We start from the raw sequence: 18,758 nt of genomic DNA, 5'->3' as shown, positions 1-18,758 counted from the left end.
GTGGTGATTGCTGCAGTCAGGGTGGTTTTACCGTGGTCAACGTGACCGATGGTGCCCACGTTTACGTGCAGTTTGTTACGTTGAAATTGCTCTTTCGCCATGGCGATATTCCTTACGTTATGCCTTCATCACCCGGGATGAAGGCATCAGTTCAAATTTAAACCGTAGCTTATTTGCTACGAGCTTCAATAACGGCCTGCGCAACGTTGTTCGGTGCGTCGTCATACTTCAGGAACTCCATGGAGTACGAAGCACGACCTTTGGTCAGAGAGCGCAGCTGAGTTGCATATCCGAACATTTCAGACAGTGGAACTTCAGCGTGGATCTGAACGCCAGTAGCGTTAGATTCCTGCCCTTTGAGCATACCACGACGACGGCTAAGGTCACCGATTACGTCACCGGTGTTCTCTTCTGGGGTTTCAACTTCAACCTTCATGATAGGCTCAAGCAGAACAGGCTGCGCTTTCTTAAAGCCATCTTTAAAGGCAATAGACGCGGCCAGTTTAAACGCCAGTTCAGAGGAGTCAACGTCATGGTAAGAACCGAAGTGCAGACGAACACCCAGATCCACAACCGGATAACCTGCCAGTGGGCCTGATTTCAACTGCTCCTGGATACCTTTATCAACGGCTGGGATGAATTCGCCAGGAATTACACCACCTTTGATATCGTTGACAAATTCGTAACCTTTCGGGTTCGAACCTGGCTCCAGCGGGTACATGTCGATAACAACATGACCGTACTGACCACGACCACCAGACTGCTTGGCGTGTTTACCTTCGATACCGGTAACTTTAGAGCGGATAGCTTCACGGTAAGCAACCTGTGGTTTACCCACGTTCGCTTCAACGTTGAATTCACGCTTCATACGGTCAACGATGATATCGAGGTGAAGTTCACCCATACCAGCGATGATAGTCTGGTTAGACTCTTCGTCAGTCCATACGCGGAATGACGGGTCTTCTTTCGCCAGACGACCCAGAGCCAGACCCATTTTTTCCTGGTCAGCTTTGGTTTTCGGCTCAACGGCGATAGAAATTACCGGCTCAGGGAATTCCATACGCTCCAGAATGATTGGCGCGTTTGGATCACACAGGGTATCACCAGTGATAACGTCTTTCAGGCCGATTGCAGCGGCGATGTCACCTGCGCGAACTTCGCTGATTTCTTCACGTTTGTTAGCGTGCATCTGAACGATACGACCGAAACGCTCACGTGCAGATTTCACGGAGTTCAGAACGGTATCGCCTGAGTTAACCACACCAGAGTAAACGCGGAAGAACGTCAGGTTACCCACGAATGGGTCAGTTGCGATCTTAAACGCCAGAGCAGAGAACGGCTCTTCATCACTTGCGTGACGCTCAGCTGGGGTATCTTTACCATCGTCCAGCATACCGTTGATTGCCGGTACGTCGGTCGGGGCTGGCAGATACTCAACAACCGCATCCAGCATTGCCTGAACACCTTTGTTCTTAAATGCAGAACCACAGGTCACCAGGATGATTTCGTTTTTCAGCACGCGCTGACGCAGCGCTTTTTTGATCTCTTCTTCAGTCAGCTCTTCACCGCTGAAGAATTTCTCCATCAGCTCTTCAGAGGCTTCTGCTGCAGCTTCGATCAGCTTGCCGCGCCATTCTTCAGCCAGTTCTTGCAGGTTAGCTGGGATCTCTTCGTAATCGAAGGTCACGCCCGCATCCTGGTCGTTCCAGTTGATGGCTTTCATTTTGATCAGGTCAACAACGCCGGTGAAGTTTTCTTCAGCGCCGATAGCGATCTGCAGCGGAACCGGAGTCGCGCCCAGACGAGATTCGATCTGACCAACTACTTTCAGGAAGTTTGCACCCATGCGGTCCATTTTGTTAACGAACGCAATGCGTGGAACTTTATATTTGTTAGCCTGACGCCATACGGTCTCAGACTGTGGCTGAACACCACCTACAGCACAGTAAACCATTACTGCGCCATCGAGCACACGCATGGAACGTTCTACTTCGATGGTGAAGTCAACGTGTCCCGGGGTGTCGATGATGTTGATGCGGTGTGGCTCAAACTGCTTAGCCATACCTGACCAGAACGCGGTCGTTGCAGCAGACGTGATGGTAATACCACGTTCCTGCTCCTGTGCCATCCAGTCCATGGTCGCTGCGCCATCATGCACTTCACCGATTTTGTGGTTAACACCGGTGTAGAACAGGATACGCTCGGTAGTAGTGGTTTTACCGGCGTCGATGTGTGCGCTGATACCGATATTACGGTAGCGCGCAATGGGTGTTGTACGAGCCATTTTATTCCTCGGTTTTTAGGACGTTCAAAGTTAGTCGACCCCAGCGGGTTGGCTGTTTGAGCGCCCGCTGGTTTAACAACAACTACGCAGCTGTTACCAGCGGTAGTGAGCGAACGCCTTGTTGGCTTCAGCCATACGGTGAACGTCTTCACGTTTCTTAACTGCAGTACCTTTGTTTTCTGCAGCGTCAGAAAGTTCGTTCGCCAGGCGTAAAGCCATAGATTTATCACCGCGTTTACGAGCAGCTTCTACGATCCAACGCATTGCCAGGGCATTACGACGAACCGGACGGACTTCAACTGGAACCTGATAGGTTGAACCACCAACGCGACGTGACTTAACTTCGACAGTCGGACGCACGTTTTCGAGAGCAACCTCAAAAGCTTCCAGGCCATCTTTACCAGCACGTTGAGCCAGGGTCTCAAGTGCGGTATAGACGATAGATTCAGCAGTAGATTTTTTACCATCTACCATCAGGATATTGACAAATTTAGCCAGCAGCTCTGATCCGAACTTAGGATCCGGCAGAATTTTACGCTGACCAATGACGCGACGACGTGGCATGGAAATACTCCGTTGTTAATTCAGGATTGTCCAAAACTCTACGAGTTTAGTTTGACATTTAAGTTAAAACGTTTGGCCTTACTTAACGGAGAACCATTAAGCCTTTGGCTTCTTCACGCCGTACTTGGAGCGTGACTGCTTACGGTCTTTAACACCTGAGCAGTCCAGCGCGCCACGGACGGTGTGGTAACGCACACCTGGCAGGTCTTTAACACGACCGCCACGGATCAGGATCACGGAGTGTTCCTGCAGGTTGTGACCTTCACCACCGATGTAGGAGGTGACTTCAAAACCGTTAGTCAAACGCACACGGCAAACTTTACGCAGTGCTGAGTTTGGTTTTTTAGGAGTGGTGGTGTACACACGGGTACAAACGCCACGTTTCTGCGGGCAAGCTTCCAGCGCCGGCACGTTGCTCTTTGCAACTTTGCGGACGCGTGGTTTGCGAACCAGCTGGTTAACTGTTGCCATTAAATAGCTCCTGGGATTTAGCTTTTTGCTTCGTAAACACGTAATAAATCACCTCGTAGAATTACGAGGAGGCAGAATTTTAGGGCTGTGTCAAAAAGGTGTCAAGAAATAACCAGGGGGCCAACGCATTACCAGGCCATTTGTTGTTGATGTTTTACCGTTAGCGCAACGAAAAAAGTATAGTCCACAGACTGCACAACAGGGGAAATTTGCGTGCTCAGCCCCCGGGCATTCAGGTCATCTTCCAGTGCCCAGAGCTTCGCCCCTGAGGCGCGAAGCTGTTCCAGCGCCCTGCTGCCCTCAATCGCCGCCAGTACGCCATCCTGCAGCAAGAGCAGGTCATCCTCCGGCATAAGCAGTCGGGTCAGGCTTTCGATGTCGCTGTAAGTCGGTGAGTGAAATAACGTATGCAGCATTAGGTGCTCTTAAAAAGTCAAAATACGGTCATAGCCTGCGAGTTTTTTCCGCAGGGCCGACGCATCTAAAATTTCGGCATCCAGAATGCGTGGCGCATTTTCCGCTAAACCGCGCGACTGCAGCGACGCCCTGCACAGATAACACTGGTCGATATCATACAGCGCCAGCACGCCGAAGGTAGCGGCATAATGCCGGCTGTGAATATTTTCCGGCTGTTGCTCACTGTTAAGCTGCAGAACGCCATCTCCAATAAAAAACAGGCCGATATCGTCACTCAACGCGCCGGTGGCCAGCACCGCATCTAACCCTTCACGTCCCGCACTGCTGCCATGTGGGGCTCGGGTGAATACAAACGCGACACGCTTCATCAGAACTGCACCATCCGCTCGCAACGCAGCGCCGCTTCCGCCAGCGCGCCTAAGCCGGCCAGGGTAAAACCGGGCTGAAGATTCGCGCCCGGCAGCGCAAGCCGTGAGGCTTCCTGCGCATCCGTTACGCCGCGCCGGAGTGCGGCCGCCACGCAAATGTTCAGCGCCACCCCATGCGCCTGATGAAGCGACTGCCAGGCACGAACAAGATCGAATTCGTCACTGGCGGGCGCGCTAAGCTGATTGGCGTTCAGCACGCCTTCCCGATAAAAAAAGACGCTTTCCAGCTGGTGTCCCGCTGCCAGCAGCGCGTTGGCAAACAGCAGGGCGCTGGTCGCCTGCTGCGTACCATAGGCCGGACCGGTGACAAGAAGCGCATAGCGCATTAACGATCCTGCCCCTGAAAGTCACCGTTTTTAAACTGGCGGATGTACAGGTACACGGTATGTTTGGAAATATTTAAGCGCTCGGCGACCTGATTGATGGCGTCTTTAATATCGAAAATCCCTTTTTCATACAGATTCAATACGATCTGACGGTTCTTGGCATTATTCGAGACGTTACGGTCGGCGCTCACTTCTTCAATCGTAAATTCCAGCGTCTGCATGACCAGGTCATCGACCGAACTGGCAAAGTTCACATTGGAATCGACCTGCTGCATCTCTGGCGGCAGAAACGTCGACATGATCTGTGAAAACGGAACGTCGAGGTTCATGTTGATACACAGCAAGCCAATCACCCGCTGCTGGCGATTACGAATCGCAATCGTGACGGACTTCATCAGCACACCACTTTTCGCGCGGGTAAAGTAAGCGCGGGAGACGTTGCTGTCTGCACCCTGCATATCATGCAGCATGCGCAAGGCTAAATCCGTGATGGGCGAGCCCACTTTACGCCCCGTATGCTCGCCGTTAGCAATACGCACGGCCGAACAGTTTAAATCTTCCAGTGAGTGGAGGACGATTTCACAATGCGAGCCGATCAACATGGCAAGACCATCTACAACGGCCTCATACGATTTTAAAATATCGTAATCAGTTTGCTCGAACGGATGCTGCTCCAGAAGATCGAAGTCGCTCAGTTCACCGGGATTGAATGGATTAGACATTGAAGACATCACCCTACATGGCTGGAGCCTGTCACAGCGGCTACGGGCAGACTCAATATTGGGATAGTTATGCAGGCGATAGTCTGGCAAATGTCGCGGGGTTATGCCAGAGGTTTGTCATAAAGAGAAACCGCCACCCGAAGGTGGCGGCAGACAGATTACTGGGATTTCTTCGCGTCAGCAGCAGGTGCCTGCGTTTTTTCATCCGCTTTTGGTGCCGGTTTGATATCAAGCAGCTCAACGTCAAACACCAGCGTGGAGTTAGCCGGGATGCCCGGAACACCGTTTTTACCGTACGCCAGGTTTGGTGGGATAACCAGCTTGATCTTACCGCCTTTCTTAACGTGCTTCAGGCCTTCAGTCCAGCCTGGAATCACGCCGTCAAGACGGAAAGACAGGGGCTCACCGCGCGTGTAAGAGTTATCAAACTCGGTGCCGTCGATCAGCGTACCTTTGTAGTTTACAACGACTGTATCGCTGTCTTTTGGTGCCTCACCGGTCCCTTCTTTCTCAACCTTATACAGCAGACCACTTTCGGTCTTCTTCACGCCGCTCTCTTTAGCAAACTTAGCGCTGTAAGCTTCACCCTTCTCGGCATTTTCTTTTGCGTCTTTTTCCATCTTGGCTGACGCCGCGCCTTTCACGCGGGCTTCGAACGCCTGCAGGGTTTGCTCGATTTCTTCGTCAGACAGCTTGCTCTTGCCGCCAAACGCGTCCTGAACACCGGCAATCAGTTGCTGCTTGTCCAGCTTGATGCCCAACTTCTCCTGTTCTTTCAGGGAGTTGTCCATATAACGGCCCAGTGACGCACCCAAAGCGTATGCAGATTGCTGATCTTCATTTTTGAAGGCGGCATTTTTTGGAGCCTGAGGAGCAGACTGTGGAGCATCGGCAGCGGCCGGAGCTGCTGCTGTTTCTGCAGCCATTGCCAGCGGAGCATTCAGCGCGACGGCCATGGTGGTAGCTAACAATGTGACTTTAAACAGTGATTTCATCCTTTCTCCAAAACCGAAGCCTCTCACCTCGGGAATCATTGCGGACTAAGGGCCCACACTATAACTTTACGTGGCAATGACGAACACTCCCACAACGTAATTATCTGGTCTACTTCCGACCTTTTTTGCATCAGGAAGTTTCACCAGAGATGATGTCATCTGACCCTTTTTCAAGCTAAACACCAAATAAAAGCGAATAAATAGGGCAATTCTGCAACGCCAGCCTTTAGAATCATGCGCTGAGTAACCCCTTAACAGGAGAAAAGATCATGCAACAGTCAGAGTGGGAACAACGTATTGAAGCGCTTGAAAGTAAGCTGGCCTTTCAGGAGATCACTATCGATCAACTGAACAATACCGTCGTTCAGCATGAACTTGAAATGAGTAAGATGCGCGAACATATGCGCCTGTTACTTGAGAAGTTTAAAGCCAGCGCGCCGTCGATGATTGCCGATGCTTCAGAAGAAACCCCGCCGCCGCATTACTGATCCATCCGTGACAGGCCAGGCTGACTGTCGGCAGGCCCGTTCTGCCGAGGCCTGCTGACAATAAAATGCCGCAAAAAGTAAGGCCACCCGAAGGTGGCCCTGCACTACCGCGTCGGACTTAGTGGCTGCAGCCACAACCGCCCGTTCCGCAACCACCTTTACCGTGGTCATGGTCATGGTCGTGATCGTGGTGATGACCATCTGCACCGTGAACATGGCCGTGTGCCAGCTCTTCCGGTGTGGCTTCACGAATCGCAACCACCTCAACGTTAAAGTTCAGGTTCTGACCCGCCAGCATGTGGTTACCGTCAACCACAACATGGTCGTCTTCCACTTCGGTGATTTCAACCGGCACCGGACCCTGATCGGTTTCCGCCAGGAAACGCATGCCAACCTGTAATTCGTCAACGCCCATAAAAACGTCTTTTGGTACGCGCTGTACCAGGTTGTCATCGTACTGACCGTACGCGTCATTTGCCGGGATATGCACGTCAAACTTATCGCCCGCGACGTGGTTTTCCAGCGCATTTTCCAGACCAGAAATCAGGGAACCATGACCGTGCAGATAGTCTAACGGTGCACTCACCGGTGACTCGTCAACCAACACACCGTCTTCTGTACGTACCTGATAGGCCAGGCTTACCACCAGGTCTTTTGCTACTTTCATGATATCTCCTAACCGTTGAGAACTAAGATCCCGTCTCATTGGTCTATTCTTGCGTGCAATAACACCAACCAGAAAGGTTCGGGGCTGAGTACAAGAGGCACTCTTTTGCTCTTGCGACTTCAGCGTTAATGGCGTCAATTGTAACGGAATTCAATCCCGCTGTGTGCTTAAGCTTAAAAAAAGCTGGGCCATTTCGCTACTCGGGATGGAAAATTCCGATCACTTGCTCGTTACTGCGAACCTGATCGCGTGCCTGTTTATCGGCTTCCCGCATTTGATGGCCGCACTTTACACACTCGACGACATCGACATTGTTTTCACGCCACATGGCCAGCGTGTCTTTTTCCTGACAATGCGGACATACCGCACCAGCAATAAAGCGTTTACGCATGCTGTTCTACCTGTGTCTTTTGATTACTGATCGTCATCCCAGTCATGGAACTGACGTCGTTCATGCTGCATTTCACGCTGAAAAATGTCTTCCAGTTCACGTCGCGCCTCGCGGACACGGGAAATCTGCGCCATATCAGAGTGGACAGGCATCAGCTCCCGCAACATGCGCATATCCAGCCGGCGGAAGTGTTGCTGTGCCCGATGAGCCTGATGAGGATGCATTCCCAGCGACATAAGCGTTTTACGCCCCAGTTCCAGCGCACTGGAAAAAGTTTCGCGTGAGAACTGCGTCACGCCCGCCTGCAGCAGTTCGTGGGCTTCCACACGACCACGGGCACGCGCCATAATCTGCAAATGCGGAAAATGTTGCTGGCAGAGATGCACAATCGTCATCGCATCTTCCGGATTGCTGCAGGTAATGACGATTGACTGCGCATCAGCCGCACCCGCCGCTCGCAGCAGTTCCAGCTCCGTTGCATCACCATAGTAAACCTTGTAGCCGTACTTGCGCATCAGGTTGACCGCACTAATATCACGCTCCAGTACGGTGATGCGCTTATTGTTTGCCATCAGCAAACGGCCCACTACCTGACCAAAACGTCCGAAGCCCACCACAATGACCTGCGGCTGATCGTCCTCAACGAAGGGTTTTTCAGTGTCTTCATCGCTTTCATTAAAGCGACGCGCCAACAGCCGATCAATTGCCTGCATAAGCAGCGGCGTGGTCATCATGGACAGCGTCACGGTAACCAGCAGCAGCGGCAGTTGGTCGCCCGAGAACAGTCTGGCTGACGAGGCCGCCGAGAACAGTACAAAAGCAAACTCGCCGCCCTGACTCAACACGCCGGCAAACTGCTGACGTTCAGAGCTGCGTAAGCCATAGATTCGAGCCAGCACATACAGCACCAGTAACTTGACCGACACCAGCGTCAGTACGCCCAGTAAAATGGCGATAATGTGGGTATAAAGCACCCCGAGGTTCAGCGCCATGCCCACCGAGATAAAAAACAGCCCCAGCAGTAAGCCTTTGAACGGCTCGATCGCCACTTCCAGCTCATGACGGTATTCACTTTCCGCCAGCAGAATCCCGGCGATAAAGGTGCCTAACGCCATGGATAACCCCAGCGCATCCATAAACAACGCGGAGCCCAATACCAGCAGCAGCGAGGCGGCGGTAAATACTTCACGCACGCCTGAGGCCGCGATGTAGCGAAAAATGGGGCGCAGTAAATAGCGGCCCCCGACGAGCATGCCGGCAAACGCCAGGACCTTCATGCCCACTTTCATCCAGTCGACGCTGCCGCTGTCATTCCCGGCCAGAAGCGGAATCAGTGCCAACGCCGGAATAACAGCCAGATCCTGAAACAGCAGCACCGAAAACCCTAGCTGGCCCGCTTCGCTGCGGTTCATGCCCTTGTCCCGCATCAGCTGCAAGGCCATCGCCGTTGATGACATGGCCAGACCGATCCCGCCGATTACCGCCGCACGCCAGTCAAAGTTTGTCAGCCACAGCAATGCGCCAAGAATGGCGGCGGAGAAAATCACCTGCGCGGCACCGATACCAAAGATAGAACGGCGCAGCGCCCACAACTTTGCCGGGTTCAGTTCCAACCCGATGATAAACATCAGAAAGACAACGCCCAGTTCAGAAAAGTGCAGAATCTCGTCGACGTCACTAATAAATCCCAGTCCCCACGGACCAATGGCAATACCGGCCAGTAAGTACCCCAATACTGCGCCAATCCCCAGGCGAGCCGCTACCGGTACAATCAGCACCGCCGCAAAGAGATAGATGACTCCTGCGGTCAGCAGCGTTTGTCCTTCCATTTATAACCCTCCATTCGGCAGCGGTGCTGCCAGCCAGTCGCTATAGGCACGGGCATATTTTTTGAGTAAATCAGGTTGCTGACGGCGCGCCCAGTAAATAATCATCGGCGACATCCAGTGCATACGGCACATCTGTGCGGTCAGCTCAAAAGGTCGCAAAATGTCATTCATGGAATAGCGGTTCAGTCCGTGCTGCTGAAAGGCCGTTTCAGGTTCGCCGGTTGTGACGATACTGCGCCAGTACTTTCCTTCTAATGCGTTTCCGTCTATGCCGTTGGCAAAACCTCGGGACAACACGCGATCTAACCACTCTTTAAGTAACGCCGGGCAGCTGTAGGTATAGAGAGGATGTTGAAAAATAATCACATCATGCTCACGCAGTAGCTGTTGCTCATGGTGGATATCGATAAAAAAATCCGGATAGGCGGCATAGAGGTCATGAACGGTAACATGCTCAAGGGGCCTGGCCGCGTCCAGCAAAATACGATTTGCGATGGAATCCTGCGCTTCCGGATGAGCAAAAAGCAGCAAAATCTTAGGTGGCTGCGACATCCTTTCCCTCCAAAGCGTCGTCATTGGTGCGGATTTCCGCTACCATGCACAACGCAACAAAAACCCAATTATGTTGCACGTAAATTAACATATTCTGACGATACGGCGCTTATGATTGTCTTTTCTGCCCTACAAATTCGCCGCGGTGTTCGCGTCCTGCTCGACAACGCTACCGCCACCATCAATCCCGGCCAAAAAGTCGGGCTGGTGGGTAAAAACGGCTGTGGAAAATCCACCCTGCTGTCGTTGCTGAAAGGTGAGATCACCAGCGATGCGGGATCGTTTACCTTTCCCGGTAACTGGTCGCTTGCCTGGGTGAATCAGGAAACGCCTGCCCTCAGCCAGGCCGCCCTTGACTATGTCATCGATGGCGACCGTGAATACCGCCATCTTGAAGCAGAACTGGCAGAGGCCAACATCAGAAATGACGGAAATGCCATCGCCCTGATTCACGGTAAGCTCGATACCATTCAAGCCTGGACGATTCAGTCGCGCGCCTCAAGCCTGCTGCACGGGCTCGGATTCAGTCAGGAACAGCTTCAGCGCCCGGTCAGTGATTTTTCGGGGGGCTGGCGCATGCGTCTTAACCTGGCCCAGGCACTGCTGTGTCGATCGGACCTGTTGTTACTTGATGAACCGACGAACCACCTCGATCTGGACGCCGTGATCTGGCTGGAACGCTGGCTAAAAAGCTATGAGGGCACGCTGATTCTGATCTCGCACGATCGCGATTTTCTCGATCCGGTGGTGGACAAAATTATCCACATCGAACAGCAGACGATGACCGAGTACACCGGTAACTACAGTTCCTTCGAACGCCAGCGCGGCGCGAAACTGGCCCAGCAGCAGGCGTTATACCAGAGTCAGCAGGAAAAAGTGGCGCACCTGCAAAAATATATCGATCGTTTCCGTGCACAGGCCACCAAAGCCAAACAGGCGCAAAGCCGTATTAAGATGCTGGAACGGATGGAGCTGATTGCGCCAGCCCATGTGGATAATCCGTTTAGCTTCAGCTTCCGCGCACCCGAAAGCCTGCCGAATCCGCTGCTGAAAATGGATAAAGTCACCGCGGGCTATGGCGATCGCATTATTCTGAACGCCATTAAACTTAACCTGGTGCCGGGATCGCGCATTGGCCTGCTGGGTCGCAACGGTGCCGGCAAGTCAACGCTGATTAAGCTGCTGGCGGGCGAACTCGCCGCCAAAGCGGGCGAAATTGGCCTGGCGAAAGGGATCAAGCTGGGTTACTTCGCTCAGCATCAGCTGGAGTTCCTGCGCGCCGATGAGTCGCCTTTACAACATCTTTCACGGCTTGCGCCGAAAGTGCTCGAGCAGCAGTTACGGGATTATCTGGGCGGCTTTGGCTTTCAGGGCGATAAAGTCACAGAGGTAACCGAACGCTTCTCTGGCGGCGAAAAAGCGCGGCTGGTGCTGGCGCTGATTGTCTGGCAGCGCCCCAACCTGCTGTTACTGGATGAACCCACCAACCACCTCGATTTGGACATGCGTCAGGCATTGACTGAGGCGTTGATTGATTTTGAAGGCGCACTGGTTGTCGTATCGCACGATCGCCATCTGTTACGTGCCACCACCGATGACCTCTATCTGGTGCATGATGGCAGCGTTGATGTGTTTCCGGGCGATCTGGAAGATTATCAGCAGTGGCTGAGCGACCTGCAAAAACAGCAAACGCAAAATGAGGCCGCGCCTAAACAGGACAATGGTAACAGTGCTCAGGCCCGTAAGGATCAAAAGCGTCGTGAAGCCGAGCTGCGAACGCAGACCCAGCCCTTGCGCAAAGAAATCGAGAAGTTAGAAAAACAGATGGCGAAGTGGCAAGCCCAACTGGCCGACGCCGAACACCTGCTGGCAGACAGCGCGCTGTACGAACACAGCCGCAAGGCTGATTTAACGGCTGCCCTGCAAAAACAGGCTGAGAGTAAATCGGCGCTGGAAGAGGTGGAAATGGCCTGGCTGGACGCGCAGGAAAAACTGGAAGCGATGCTCGCCTCCTGACAGAGGCGGCATCACCTTTCGTCACAACCGTACCGGTGTACTCGCGGTACGGTTCAGTAAGGCTTATCGCCTAATACCGTGGCGCGCTGCATCACTCTTCGGGCCGGATAGTAATCGGCATTGGCGTAGTGCTGAGTGACGCGATTGTCCCAAATCGCCAGGTCATTAGGCTGCCAGCGCCAGCGCACCTGAAACTCCGGTTTCGTGCTATGCGCAAACAAAAAGCCCAGTAATGCATCGCTCTCTTTCTGACTCAGCGTCAGAATTCGGGTTGTAAAACCCTCATTGACGAACAGCGCTTTTTTCCCACTAACCGGATGCGTCCGGATAACAGGATGCTGCACAGGTGGGTTTTTCGCCGCAGCCTGCCGCCAGCGCTGGTGTTCCTCTTCTGTCTTACGGTGTTTATATTCCGGAAACGACTTTGTAAAATCGTGCTCCGCATAGAGTTCAGACAGCAAGGTTTTGAAGGGAGCAGACAGCGCCTCATACGCCGCAATACCGCTGGTCCATAACGTATCCCCACCCGCCTCCGGCAAGACTTTGGACGCCAGCAGCGCCACAGCCGGAGGCGTCTGAATGAACGTCACATCGGTGTGCCAGTTATCATTATCCGGAGGATTATCCTGATGCGTATCCAGGACAATGATCTCTTCCACGCCCGGCGCATGCGGATAAACCGGATGGATATGAAGATCGCCAAAGCGAATGGCCAGCGCACGATGCTGCTCGGGCGTGATCACCTGATCACGTAAAAACAGTACCTGATGACGCAGCAAGGCGTGATAGAGCTGCTCAAACTGCGCGTCACTGAGTGGACGCGAGACATCAAGGTTGCCGACCTGCGCGCCGATAAAGGGGCCCAGAGGCGTAATCGCTAACTTTTCGTTCATTTTTGCTCTCCGTTCCAGGGCGTCAGACGGCGCTGTAGCGCACGCAGACCCAGTTCTAAACTACATGCCACAATGGCAATCACCGCGATCCCTGCCAGCACCACATCCGTTGCCAGAAATTCCCCTGCCGACTGCACCATAAAGCCCAGCCCACGCGTGGCAGCAATGAGCTCGGCGGCCACCAGCGTTGACCAGCCCACACCTAATCCAATGCGTAAGCCGGTCAGTATCTCTGGCAAGGCACCCGGCAGGATGACCCAGCGCAGCCGTTGCCAGCGATTCGCCCCCAACGATGCCGCGGCGCGCAGACGAACCTGCTGTGCGTTGCGAACACCGGCCACAGTCGACAGCACTATCGGGGCAAAAATCGCCAGCGTGATCAGCAGTATTTTCGATGTTTCACCAATACCGAACCAAATGACCATCAACGGTAAATACGCCAGCGGCGGCACGGGCCGATAGAGCTCAATCAGGGGATCGATCAGGGCACGTAAAACCGGGCTGACGCCCATCGCAATGCCCACCGGAATGCCTGTTAATGCCGCCGCGCTGAGCGCAATCAGCATGCGCGTCAGGCTGGCTGACAGGTGCTGCCACAACGTCGCGTCCATAAACCCCTGCGGACCGGCAACGCTCAGTAACTTACTCAGCACCTGCTGCGGCGACGGCAGAAACAGCGGCGCAATGAGCCCCAGTGTGGTCACGCTCCACCAGATGAACAACAGCACAAGCAGGCTCACTGTGCTCAGCGTGGCCGTCAGGGAGAAAGGCCAGCGCAGGCGACGACGCCGGGCGCGGGTCGGCACATCGTTAATGATCGCACTCATGCAAATGCCTCCCGTTGTGCAAATACCCGGTTCAGCACATATTCCCGTTGGGCGATGAAATCGGGATCAGACTTGATGCTGCGGCAGGGTTCGCCGTCCACGAAACGCTGGCCAAAATTCAGCGTCAGCGTTTCCTGTACCCGACCGGGCCCCGGAGAGAGCAGCACCAGCTCGCTCGCCAGAAAAATGGCTTCTTCAATGTCATGCGTAATCAGCAGGATCTGTTTACCGCTGTCCTGCCACAGCCTTAACAGCAAGGTCTGCATTTGTTCACGGGTAAACGCATCAAGTGCGCCAAACGGTTCATCGAGCAGTAACAGGCGGGGATCGGCAGCCAGCGCGCGGGCGATGCCAACGCGTTGACGCTGTCCGCCAGATAACTGCCAGATATGCCGCTTTTCAGCGCCTTCCAGCCCAACATTTTTTATCATCTGCCGTGCAAGGGCTTCACGCGGCTGGCGCGCCATACCGGCAATCTGTAATCCGAAAGCGACGTTATCCAGCACATTCCGCCAGGGCAGCAGGCCCTCATGCTGAAACACCACGCCGCGATCGGCGCCTGGCCCCTGAATTGCCTTGCCGTCCAGAGAAATACTGCCGGACTCGACCGGTAAAAAACCGGCGATCAGATTCAGCAACGTGGTTTTGCCACAGCCTGACGGTCCCAGCACAACGACCAGCGCGTTATCCTCCACGCGCAGTGAGATGTCCTGTAATACCGGCTGTCCGCCATAGCTCGCGTTCAGATGGGCTATTCGCAACATGACGATGTCCTCAGGGCTTGACCAGGGGCGCAACAAAACGACTCGTGACAAAGGCGCTGTAATCATTACCGGCCTGCGGCACCTTGCCCTGTTCTTTCAGGAATTGCGCCGTGTCCACGATGGCTTTGTTCACCGGCTGCTGCAGTTGCGCCACCTGCTGGGCGGCGGTCAGATAGGTGTTGCCCTTAACCAGTCCAGGAATTTGTTGCTCGGGCACGCCGCTTAAGCGCGAAAGTTTACTAAGGTTATCAGGCTGTTTAAGCCACTGTTCGGGATGGTCCAGGTAGGCTTTCTGCGCCTCAATAGCGCTACGGGCAAAGGCGGTCACGATATCCGGATGCTGCTGCGCGAAGTCTTTGCGTACCACCCAGACATCAAGTGTCGGTGCGCCCCAGCGCCCGACCTGCGACGAATCCGTTAAAACGGTGCCATCTTTCTCCAGTTCATTCACCGCAGGTGCCCAAACGTAAGCACCGTCAATGTCCCCGCGTTGCCAGGCCGCCACAATCGCAGGCGGTTGCAGATTGATCAGTTGAACCTGAGACGGCTTAATCCCCCAGTGTTTTAATGCCGCTAACAAGCTGTAATGGGTGGTCGAAATAAAGGGGACAGCGATCCGCTTGCCGATCAGGTCCTGGGGACGGGTGATCGTTTTCTTCACGACCAGCGCTTCAGAATTGCCTAACTGAGAAGCCAGTAAAAAGGCTTCGATGGGAAGCTGCTGCGTTGCCGCAACGGCCAGTGGGCTGGAACCAATATTGCCAATCTGGACATCGCCTGATGCCAGCGCACGAAGCACGCCTGATCCGCTATCGAATTTGCGCCATTCGACCGTCGCACCGCTCTCTTTGGCAAACGTATTATCCGCCTGCGCCACCTTAGCAGGTTCAGCGGAGGTCTGATAAGCCACCGTTACGTTGACCGCGTTGGCCTGAAACGCCAGCACTGACAGGACCGCCGCCAGAATCGTGAGTCGCCCTTTCTGCATGATTTTTCCCCATCATTTTTATGATGTGGGCAGTGTTGCTGGCAGAAGTAATTTCATAAAGGAATTAAAAGTTATCCCTAATAGAAAGAAATTCTTAGATCATCATCTGCAATAGATTGCCGTTATACGCAAATTAAATTTCAGACAAAAAGCCATAAATTTGTCAGGCGCTCACATCCTGGTTGTGCTATTGATATGCGCTATTATTTGCTCCCCGGTGAGGCTTGCGAGTTCGATGTCGATCGACAAAGTTGCCCTGTTAGCTGGCGTGTCTAAAGCCACGGTATCCCGCGTGCTTAACGCGCATCCTGGGGTAAAAGCAGATACGCGACAGAAAGTGCTGGATGCCATTGCCACAAGCGGCTATCAGCCAAACCTGCTGGCGCGTCAGTTGCGAACCTCGCAGAGTCATATGCTGCTGGTCCTGATCTCCGATATCACGAACCCTTTTTGCTCCCGAGTTGTTCAGGGCATCGAAGCTGAAGCAGAAATGCACGGCTACCATATTCTGCTGTGCAATTCGGCCTCACAGTTTAAACGTGAGTCGGCCTACCTGACCTTACTGACCGGCAAGGTGGTGGACGGCGTGATTACGATGGATGCCGCCGCCGGGCTGCAAAGCCTGATCGATATTATCGGTGATGCGCCCTGGATTCAGTGTTGTGAGTTTGATCCCGAGATTGCGGCCTCGTCCGTCTCCATCGATCATCTGGACGCCGCACGTGATACCGTCCATTATCTGGCCGGCCGGGGCCGTAAGCGCATTGCACTGGTGAATGGCGATATGCGTTATCTCTATTCTCAATATCGCGAACAAGGCTATCGAGAAGGCGTTGCGCAATCGGGGTCAGACTGGACGAATGTCGTCTATACCGAAGGCATTACCTGCGAAGAAGGCAGTCGGGCATTGCAGGAATTGTTGCGTTTAGCGGAGCCGCCGGATGCGGTATTTGCCGTGTCTGATGTGCTGGCGGTTGGCGTGGTGCATGCAGCGCTGGAGGCGGGCCTGCGTGTCCCGGAAGACCTTGCCGTCGTGGGGTTTGACGGCATTCCCTTTACCAGCAGCCTGAATCCACCGTTAACCACCATTGAACAGCCCATGTATCAACTGGGCGCGCGCAGCGTGCAGCTGTTGCTGAAAAAAATTCGCCAGCCGCACGCGCCGGTTGTTCGCGAAGTGTTGCCCTGGACGCGCCTGGAGCGCGCATCCAGCTAAGCTCAGTGCCAGATCAGCAATACGCAGGCCGCCGTTAACAGCCCCATGCTCAGGTTAAAGCGTTTCCAGGCGCGGGGACTACGTAAAATACGGCCGATCATCGCACCAAAGCCCATCCAGATAACGCCTGCAACCAGATTGACCATAACCATGCCAAGACTGATTAACAGGACAGAATGGCGATAGCCCGCACCGGCCAGACTAAAACTGGCGACGGCACCCAGCGCCATGAGCCAGGCTTTGGGGTTGATCAGTTGTAATAAGCCTCCCTGCCAGAACGGCATAGGTGCGACAGGTGCCGCATCGGTTTCCAGCTTCTCATAGGCTGCGGTGGCAATCTTCCAGGCCAGCCACAGCAGGTAAAGGCTACCGGCAATTTTCAGGATGAGATGCAGGGAGGGATAAAGCAGTATCAATCCACCCACGCCAAACGCTACCAGCAGCAGCATTAGCTGCATGCCGATCATAATGCCGATCATCAACGGGAGGGTGCGCAAAAAACCAAAATTGGCCCCCGAGGCGGTGAGTAACATATTATTAGGTCCGGGTGTAATCGCCGCGACCCAAAGAAAGCCTAATAATGATAAAAACAGACTGAGTTCCATTAACCCGGGTTCTCCTCCCTTAGTGAAAACTTATCGAAGCTAACAGTGTGATATGGAACAGACAAGCCTTTACAACATGAAATTTTCGGGCCCTGACGACGCGGCGTTCATTCCCCTGCCCGGTCTGGGCAACCCGCACCTGCAAACCATTCTGCCGCGGCTGATACGGCGAACGAAAAGGTTAACGCCACACTGGCAGCGGCTGGATTTACCTGACGGTGACTTTGTTGATTTGGCCTGGAGTGAAGATCCTCAGTTTGCCCGGCATAAACCGCGCGTGGTGCTGTTTCATGGCCTGGAAGGAAGTTTCCACAGTCCCTATATTCATGGCCTGATGCTGCAGTGCAAACAGCGTGGCTGGCTGGCGGTAGTAATGCACTTTCGCGGCTGCAGCGGTGAGCCGAACCGTCTGAACCGGATATACCACTCCGGTGAAACCGAGGATGCGCGTTTTTTCCTGCACTGGCTGACGACGCGCTGGGGCCGGGTACCCACAACTGCTGTCGGCTTCTCGCTGGGCGGGAATATGCTCGGTTGCCTGTTAGGCCAGCAAGGTGATGAAGCCCTGATCGACGCGGGCGTGATTGTGTCTGCGCCCCTGATGCTGGAACCCTGCAGCGCCCGACTGGAGCGCGGCTTTTCACAGGTTTATCAGCGTTACCTGTTAAGCCAGTTAAAAAAGAATGCCCAGCGTAAACTGCGGGCCTGGCCCGACACGTTGCCGGTGAACCTCATTCAGCTTAACGCCCTGCGCCGTCTGCGGGACTTTGACGACGCGATCACGGCCCGGGCGCATGGTTTTGCCGACGCCACGGATTATTACCGTCGCGCCAGCGCTATGCCGCGACTTAAGTTCGTGACAAAACCGCTGCTCATCATCCATGCAAAAGATGACCCGTTTATGAGCGATGAGGTGATCCCGCAGCCTGCGCAATTATCTGCCACTATTACCTATCAGCTGACACAGCAGGGTGGGCATGTTGGTTTCGTCAGTGGCACCCTGCGTCAGCCTCGGTTGTGGCTGGAGCAGCGCGTGCCACAGTGGATTTCCTCTTATCTGGATAACTGACTCTGTGATTATTCCCTGGGAACAGGTTTCTCCCGAAACCCTTGAAAATCTTATAGAAGCGTTTGTTTTGCGTGAAGGCACGGATTACGGCGAGCAGGAGCTGAGCCTGACGGAAAAAGTCGCCGATGTGCGTCGTCAGCTGGAGCAAGGCGAGGTCGTTCTGGTATGGTCGGAACTGCACGAGTCGGTCAACATCATGCGCAAAAGCGAGTTTCGTGGCTGATGCAACGAACGGAAAATCGTGCT

At 54.0% G+C, this 18,758-nt stretch carries 23 protein-coding genes; 5 read left to right on the top strand and 18 right to left on the bottom strand.

Going from position 1 to position 18,758, the window contains the following annotated elements:
- The 9 genes from C7433_RS19475 to fkpA form a co-directional block, all read right to left on the bottom strand.
- Positions 1 to 101, bottom strand: a 101-nt coding sequence (locus C7433_RS19475; protein WP_233255802.1) for a GTP-binding protein, incomplete at its 3' end; no start/stop codon positions are given.
- A gap of 68 nt (positions 102 to 169) precedes the next feature.
- Positions 170 to 2,284 (bottom strand): elongation factor G, encoded by a 2,115-nt coding sequence (gene fusA, locus C7433_RS19470; protein ID WP_006120577.1) that lies wholly within the window; start codon positions 2,282 to 2,284, stop codon positions 170 to 172.
- A 93-nt stretch (positions 2,285 to 2,377) separates the two neighbouring features.
- Entirely contained in the window at positions 2,378 to 2,848 is a 471-nt protein-coding gene (gene rpsG / locus C7433_RS19465) for a 30S ribosomal protein S7 (RefSeq protein ID WP_006120576.1), read from the bottom strand.
- Positions 2,849 to 2,944: 96 nt separating this feature from the next.
- The gene (rpsL, locus tag C7433_RS19460; protein ID WP_006120575.1) at positions 2,945 to 3,319 is read right to left on the bottom strand and encodes a 30S ribosomal protein S12; all 375 of its coding nucleotides are present in this window, start codon (positions 3,317 to 3,319) and stop codon (positions 2,945 to 2,947) included.
- Between the two features lie 128 nt (positions 3,320 to 3,447).
- Positions 3,448 to 3,735 (bottom strand): sulfurtransferase complex subunit TusB, encoded by a 288-nt coding sequence (tusB, locus tag C7433_RS19455; RefSeq protein WP_033741532.1) that lies wholly within the window; start codon positions 3,733 to 3,735, stop codon positions 3,448 to 3,450.
- Between the two features lie 9 nt (positions 3,736 to 3,744).
- Positions 3,745 to 4,104 (bottom strand): sulfurtransferase complex subunit TusC, encoded by a 360-nt coding sequence (tusC, locus tag C7433_RS19450; RefSeq protein ID WP_110268744.1) that lies wholly within the window; start codon positions 4,102 to 4,104, stop codon positions 3,745 to 3,747.
- The gene (gene tusD / locus C7433_RS19445) at positions 4,104 to 4,490 is read right to left on the bottom strand and encodes a sulfurtransferase complex subunit TusD (RefSeq protein WP_006120572.1); all 387 of its coding nucleotides are present in this window, start codon (positions 4,488 to 4,490) and stop codon (positions 4,104 to 4,106) included. The genes tusC and tusD overlap by 1 nt, the downstream gene beginning before the upstream one ends.
- Positions 4,490 to 5,212 (bottom strand): transcriptional regulator, encoded by a 723-nt coding sequence (locus C7433_RS19440; RefSeq protein WP_054632986.1) that lies wholly within the window; start codon positions 5,210 to 5,212, stop codon positions 4,490 to 4,492. Before C7433_RS19440 ends, tusD begins: the two co-directional genes overlap by 1 nt.
- A 158-nt stretch (positions 5,213 to 5,370) precedes the next feature.
- A complete protein-coding gene (fkpA, locus tag C7433_RS19435) occupies positions 5,371 to 6,207 on the bottom strand; it encodes an FKBP-type peptidyl-prolyl cis-trans isomerase (RefSeq protein WP_006120570.1) in 837 nt (278 codons plus the stop codon).
- A gap of 269 nt (positions 6,208 to 6,476) precedes the next feature.
- On the opposite strand from fkpA, the gene C7433_RS19430 reads away from it, so the two are divergent.
- Positions 6,477 to 6,695, top strand: coding sequence for a protein SlyX (locus C7433_RS19430; protein WP_006120569.1), 219 nt, complete (start codon positions 6,477 to 6,479; stop codon positions 6,693 to 6,695).
- Between the two features lie 118 nt (positions 6,696 to 6,813).
- Here C7433_RS19430 and slyD read toward each other — a convergent pair whose 3' ends face one another.
- The 4 genes from slyD to kefG form a co-directional block, all read right to left on the bottom strand.
- Positions 6,814 to 7,362 carry a peptidylprolyl isomerase gene (gene slyD / locus C7433_RS19425; RefSeq protein WP_006120568.1) on the bottom strand — a complete coding sequence of 183 codons (549 nt, stop codon included), beginning with the start codon at positions 7,360 to 7,362 and terminating at the stop codon, positions 6,814 to 6,816.
- A 196-nt stretch (positions 7,363 to 7,558) separates the two neighbouring features.
- Positions 7,559 to 7,753 (bottom strand): YheV family putative zinc ribbon protein, encoded by a 195-nt coding sequence (locus tag C7433_RS19420; RefSeq protein WP_006120567.1) that lies wholly within the window; start codon positions 7,751 to 7,753, stop codon positions 7,559 to 7,561.
- 23 nt (positions 7,754 to 7,776) lie between these two features.
- Positions 7,777 to 9,582: a glutathione-regulated potassium-efflux system protein KefB gene (kefB, locus tag C7433_RS19415; RefSeq protein WP_006120566.1), complete on the bottom strand. Its 1,806-nt coding sequence runs from the start codon at positions 9,580 to 9,582 to the stop codon at positions 7,777 to 7,779.
- Positions 9,583 to 10,134 carry a glutathione-regulated potassium-efflux system ancillary protein KefG gene (gene kefG / locus C7433_RS19410; RefSeq protein ID WP_006120565.1) on the bottom strand — a complete coding sequence of 184 codons (552 nt, stop codon included), beginning with the start codon at positions 10,132 to 10,134 and terminating at the stop codon, positions 9,583 to 9,585. It lies immediately after the preceding gene.
- Positions 10,135 to 10,245: 111 nt separating this feature from the next.
- On the opposite strand from kefG, the gene C7433_RS19405 reads away from it, so the two are divergent.
- Positions 10,246 to 12,150 (top strand): ABC transporter ATP-binding protein, encoded by a 1,905-nt coding sequence (locus C7433_RS19405; RefSeq protein WP_058701411.1) that lies wholly within the window; start codon positions 10,246 to 10,248, stop codon positions 12,148 to 12,150.
- 53 nt (positions 12,151 to 12,203) lie between these two features.
- Here the strand turns inward: C7433_RS19405 and tauD are convergent, their stop codons facing one another.
- From tauD to tauA, 4 genes are read right to left on the bottom strand one after another with little or no spacing between them, the layout of a single operon-like run.
- Positions 12,204 to 13,043 (bottom strand): taurine dioxygenase, encoded by an 840-nt coding sequence (gene tauD, locus C7433_RS19400; RefSeq protein WP_033741543.1) that lies wholly within the window; start codon positions 13,041 to 13,043, stop codon positions 12,204 to 12,206.
- Positions 13,040 to 13,870, bottom strand: a complete 831-nt coding sequence (gene tauC / locus C7433_RS19395; protein ID WP_006120562.1) for a taurine ABC transporter permease TauC — start codon at positions 13,868 to 13,870, stop codon at positions 13,040 to 13,042. Before tauC ends, tauD begins: the two co-directional genes overlap by 4 nt.
- On the bottom strand, positions 13,867 to 14,634 hold the full coding sequence (gene tauB, locus C7433_RS19390) for a taurine ABC transporter ATP-binding subunit (RefSeq protein ID WP_033741545.1): 768 nt from the start codon (positions 14,632 to 14,634) through the stop codon (positions 13,867 to 13,869). Before tauB ends, tauC begins: the two co-directional genes overlap by 4 nt.
- A gap of 10 nt (positions 14,635 to 14,644) precedes the next feature.
- Entirely contained in the window at positions 14,645 to 15,622 is a 978-nt protein-coding gene (tauA, locus tag C7433_RS19385) for a taurine ABC transporter substrate-binding protein (RefSeq protein WP_110268743.1), read from the bottom strand.
- 235 nt (positions 15,623 to 15,857) lie between these two features.
- On the opposite strand from tauA, the gene C7433_RS19380 reads away from it, so the two are divergent.
- Positions 15,858 to 16,838, top strand: coding sequence for a LacI family DNA-binding transcriptional regulator (locus tag C7433_RS19380; RefSeq protein WP_006120559.1), 981 nt, complete (start codon positions 15,858 to 15,860; stop codon positions 16,836 to 16,838).
- Between the two features lie 2 nt (positions 16,839 to 16,840).
- On the opposite strand, the gene C7433_RS19375 is transcribed toward C7433_RS19380, so the two are convergent.
- A complete protein-coding gene (locus tag C7433_RS19375; protein ID WP_033741549.1) occupies positions 16,841 to 17,443 on the bottom strand; it encodes a LysE family translocator in 603 nt (200 codons plus the stop codon).
- A gap of 52 nt (positions 17,444 to 17,495) precedes the next feature.
- Between C7433_RS19375 and C7433_RS19370 the strand changes: the two genes are divergently transcribed.
- A complete protein-coding gene (locus C7433_RS19370; protein ID WP_006120557.1) occupies positions 17,496 to 18,512 on the top strand; it encodes a hydrolase in 1,017 nt (338 codons plus the stop codon).
- Positions 18,513 to 18,516: 4 nt separating this feature from the next.
- Positions 18,517 to 18,735: a YheU family protein gene (locus C7433_RS19365; RefSeq protein WP_033741550.1), complete on the top strand. Its 219-nt coding sequence runs from the start codon at positions 18,517 to 18,519 to the stop codon at positions 18,733 to 18,735.
- The last annotated feature ends 23 nt before the right edge of the window (positions 18,736 to 18,758 follow it).

It is taken from the genome of Pantoea sp. PNA 03-3, assembly GCF_003201175.1.
Lineage (GTDB): Bacteria > Pseudomonadota > Gammaproteobacteria > Enterobacterales > Enterobacteriaceae > Pantoea > Pantoea stewartii.
Note: the sequence above shows the minus strand (reverse complement) of the source record. Positions and strands in the feature narration are given on the sequence as shown.

Coding starts and splice junctions, on each gene's coding strand:
- fusA (WP_006120577.1), bottom strand. CDS start 2,284: ATGGCTCGTACAACACCCATTGCGCGCTACCGTAATATCGGTATCAGC.
- rpsG (WP_006120576.1), bottom strand. CDS start 2,848: ATGCCACGTCGTCGCGTCATTGGTCAGCGTAAAATTCTGCCGGATCCT.
- rpsL (WP_006120575.1), bottom strand. CDS start 3,319: ATGGCAACAGTTAACCAGCTGGTTCGCAAACCACGCGTCCGCAAAGTT.
- tusB (WP_033741532.1), bottom strand. CDS start 3,735: ATGCTGCATACGTTATTTCACTCACCGACTTACAGCGACATCGAAAGC.
- tusC (WP_110268744.1), bottom strand. CDS start 4,104: ATGAAGCGTGTCGCGTTTGTATTCACCCGAGCCCCACATGGCAGCAGT.
- tusD (WP_006120572.1), bottom strand. CDS start 4,490: ATGCGCTATGCGCTTCTTGTCACCGGTCCGGCCTATGGTACGCAGCAG.
- C7433_RS19440 (WP_054632986.1), bottom strand. CDS start 5,212: ATGTCTAATCCATTCAATCCCGGTGAACTGAGCGACTTCGATCTTCTG.
- fkpA (WP_006120570.1), bottom strand. CDS start 6,207: ATGAAATCACTGTTTAAAGTCACATTGTTAGCTACCACCATGGCCGTC.
- C7433_RS19430 (WP_006120569.1), top strand. CDS start 6,477: ATGCAACAGTCAGAGTGGGAACAACGTATTGAAGCGCTTGAAAGTAAG.
- slyD (WP_006120568.1), bottom strand. CDS start 7,362: ATGAAAGTAGCAAAAGACCTGGTGGTAAGCCTGGCCTATCAGGTACGT.
- C7433_RS19420 (WP_006120567.1), bottom strand. CDS start 7,753: ATGCGTAAACGCTTTATTGCTGGTGCGGTATGTCCGCATTGTCAGGAA.
- kefB (WP_006120566.1), bottom strand. CDS start 9,582: ATGGAAGGACAAACGCTGCTGACCGCAGGAGTCATCTATCTCTTTGCG.
- kefG (WP_006120565.1), bottom strand. CDS start 10,134: ATGTCGCAGCCACCTAAGATTTTGCTGCTTTTTGCTCATCCGGAAGCG.
- C7433_RS19405 (WP_058701411.1), top strand. CDS start 10,246: ATGATTGTCTTTTCTGCCCTACAAATTCGCCGCGGTGTTCGCGTCCTG.
- tauD (WP_033741543.1), bottom strand. CDS start 13,043: ATGAACGAAAAGTTAGCGATTACGCCTCTGGGCCCCTTTATCGGCGCG.
- tauC (WP_006120562.1), bottom strand. CDS start 13,870: ATGAGTGCGATCATTAACGATGTGCCGACCCGCGCCCGGCGTCGTCGC.
- tauB (WP_033741545.1), bottom strand. CDS start 14,634: ATGTTGCGAATAGCCCATCTGAACGCGAGCTATGGCGGACAGCCGGTA.
- tauA (WP_110268743.1), bottom strand. CDS start 15,622: ATGCAGAAAGGGCGACTCACGATTCTGGCGGCGGTCCTGTCAGTGCTG.
- C7433_RS19380 (WP_006120559.1), top strand. CDS start 15,858: ATGTCGATCGACAAAGTTGCCCTGTTAGCTGGCGTGTCTAAAGCCACG.
- C7433_RS19375 (WP_033741549.1), bottom strand. CDS start 17,443: ATGGAACTCAGTCTGTTTTTATCATTATTAGGCTTTCTTTGGGTCGCG.
- C7433_RS19370 (WP_006120557.1), top strand. CDS start 17,496: ATGGAACAGACAAGCCTTTACAACATGAAATTTTCGGGCCCTGACGAC.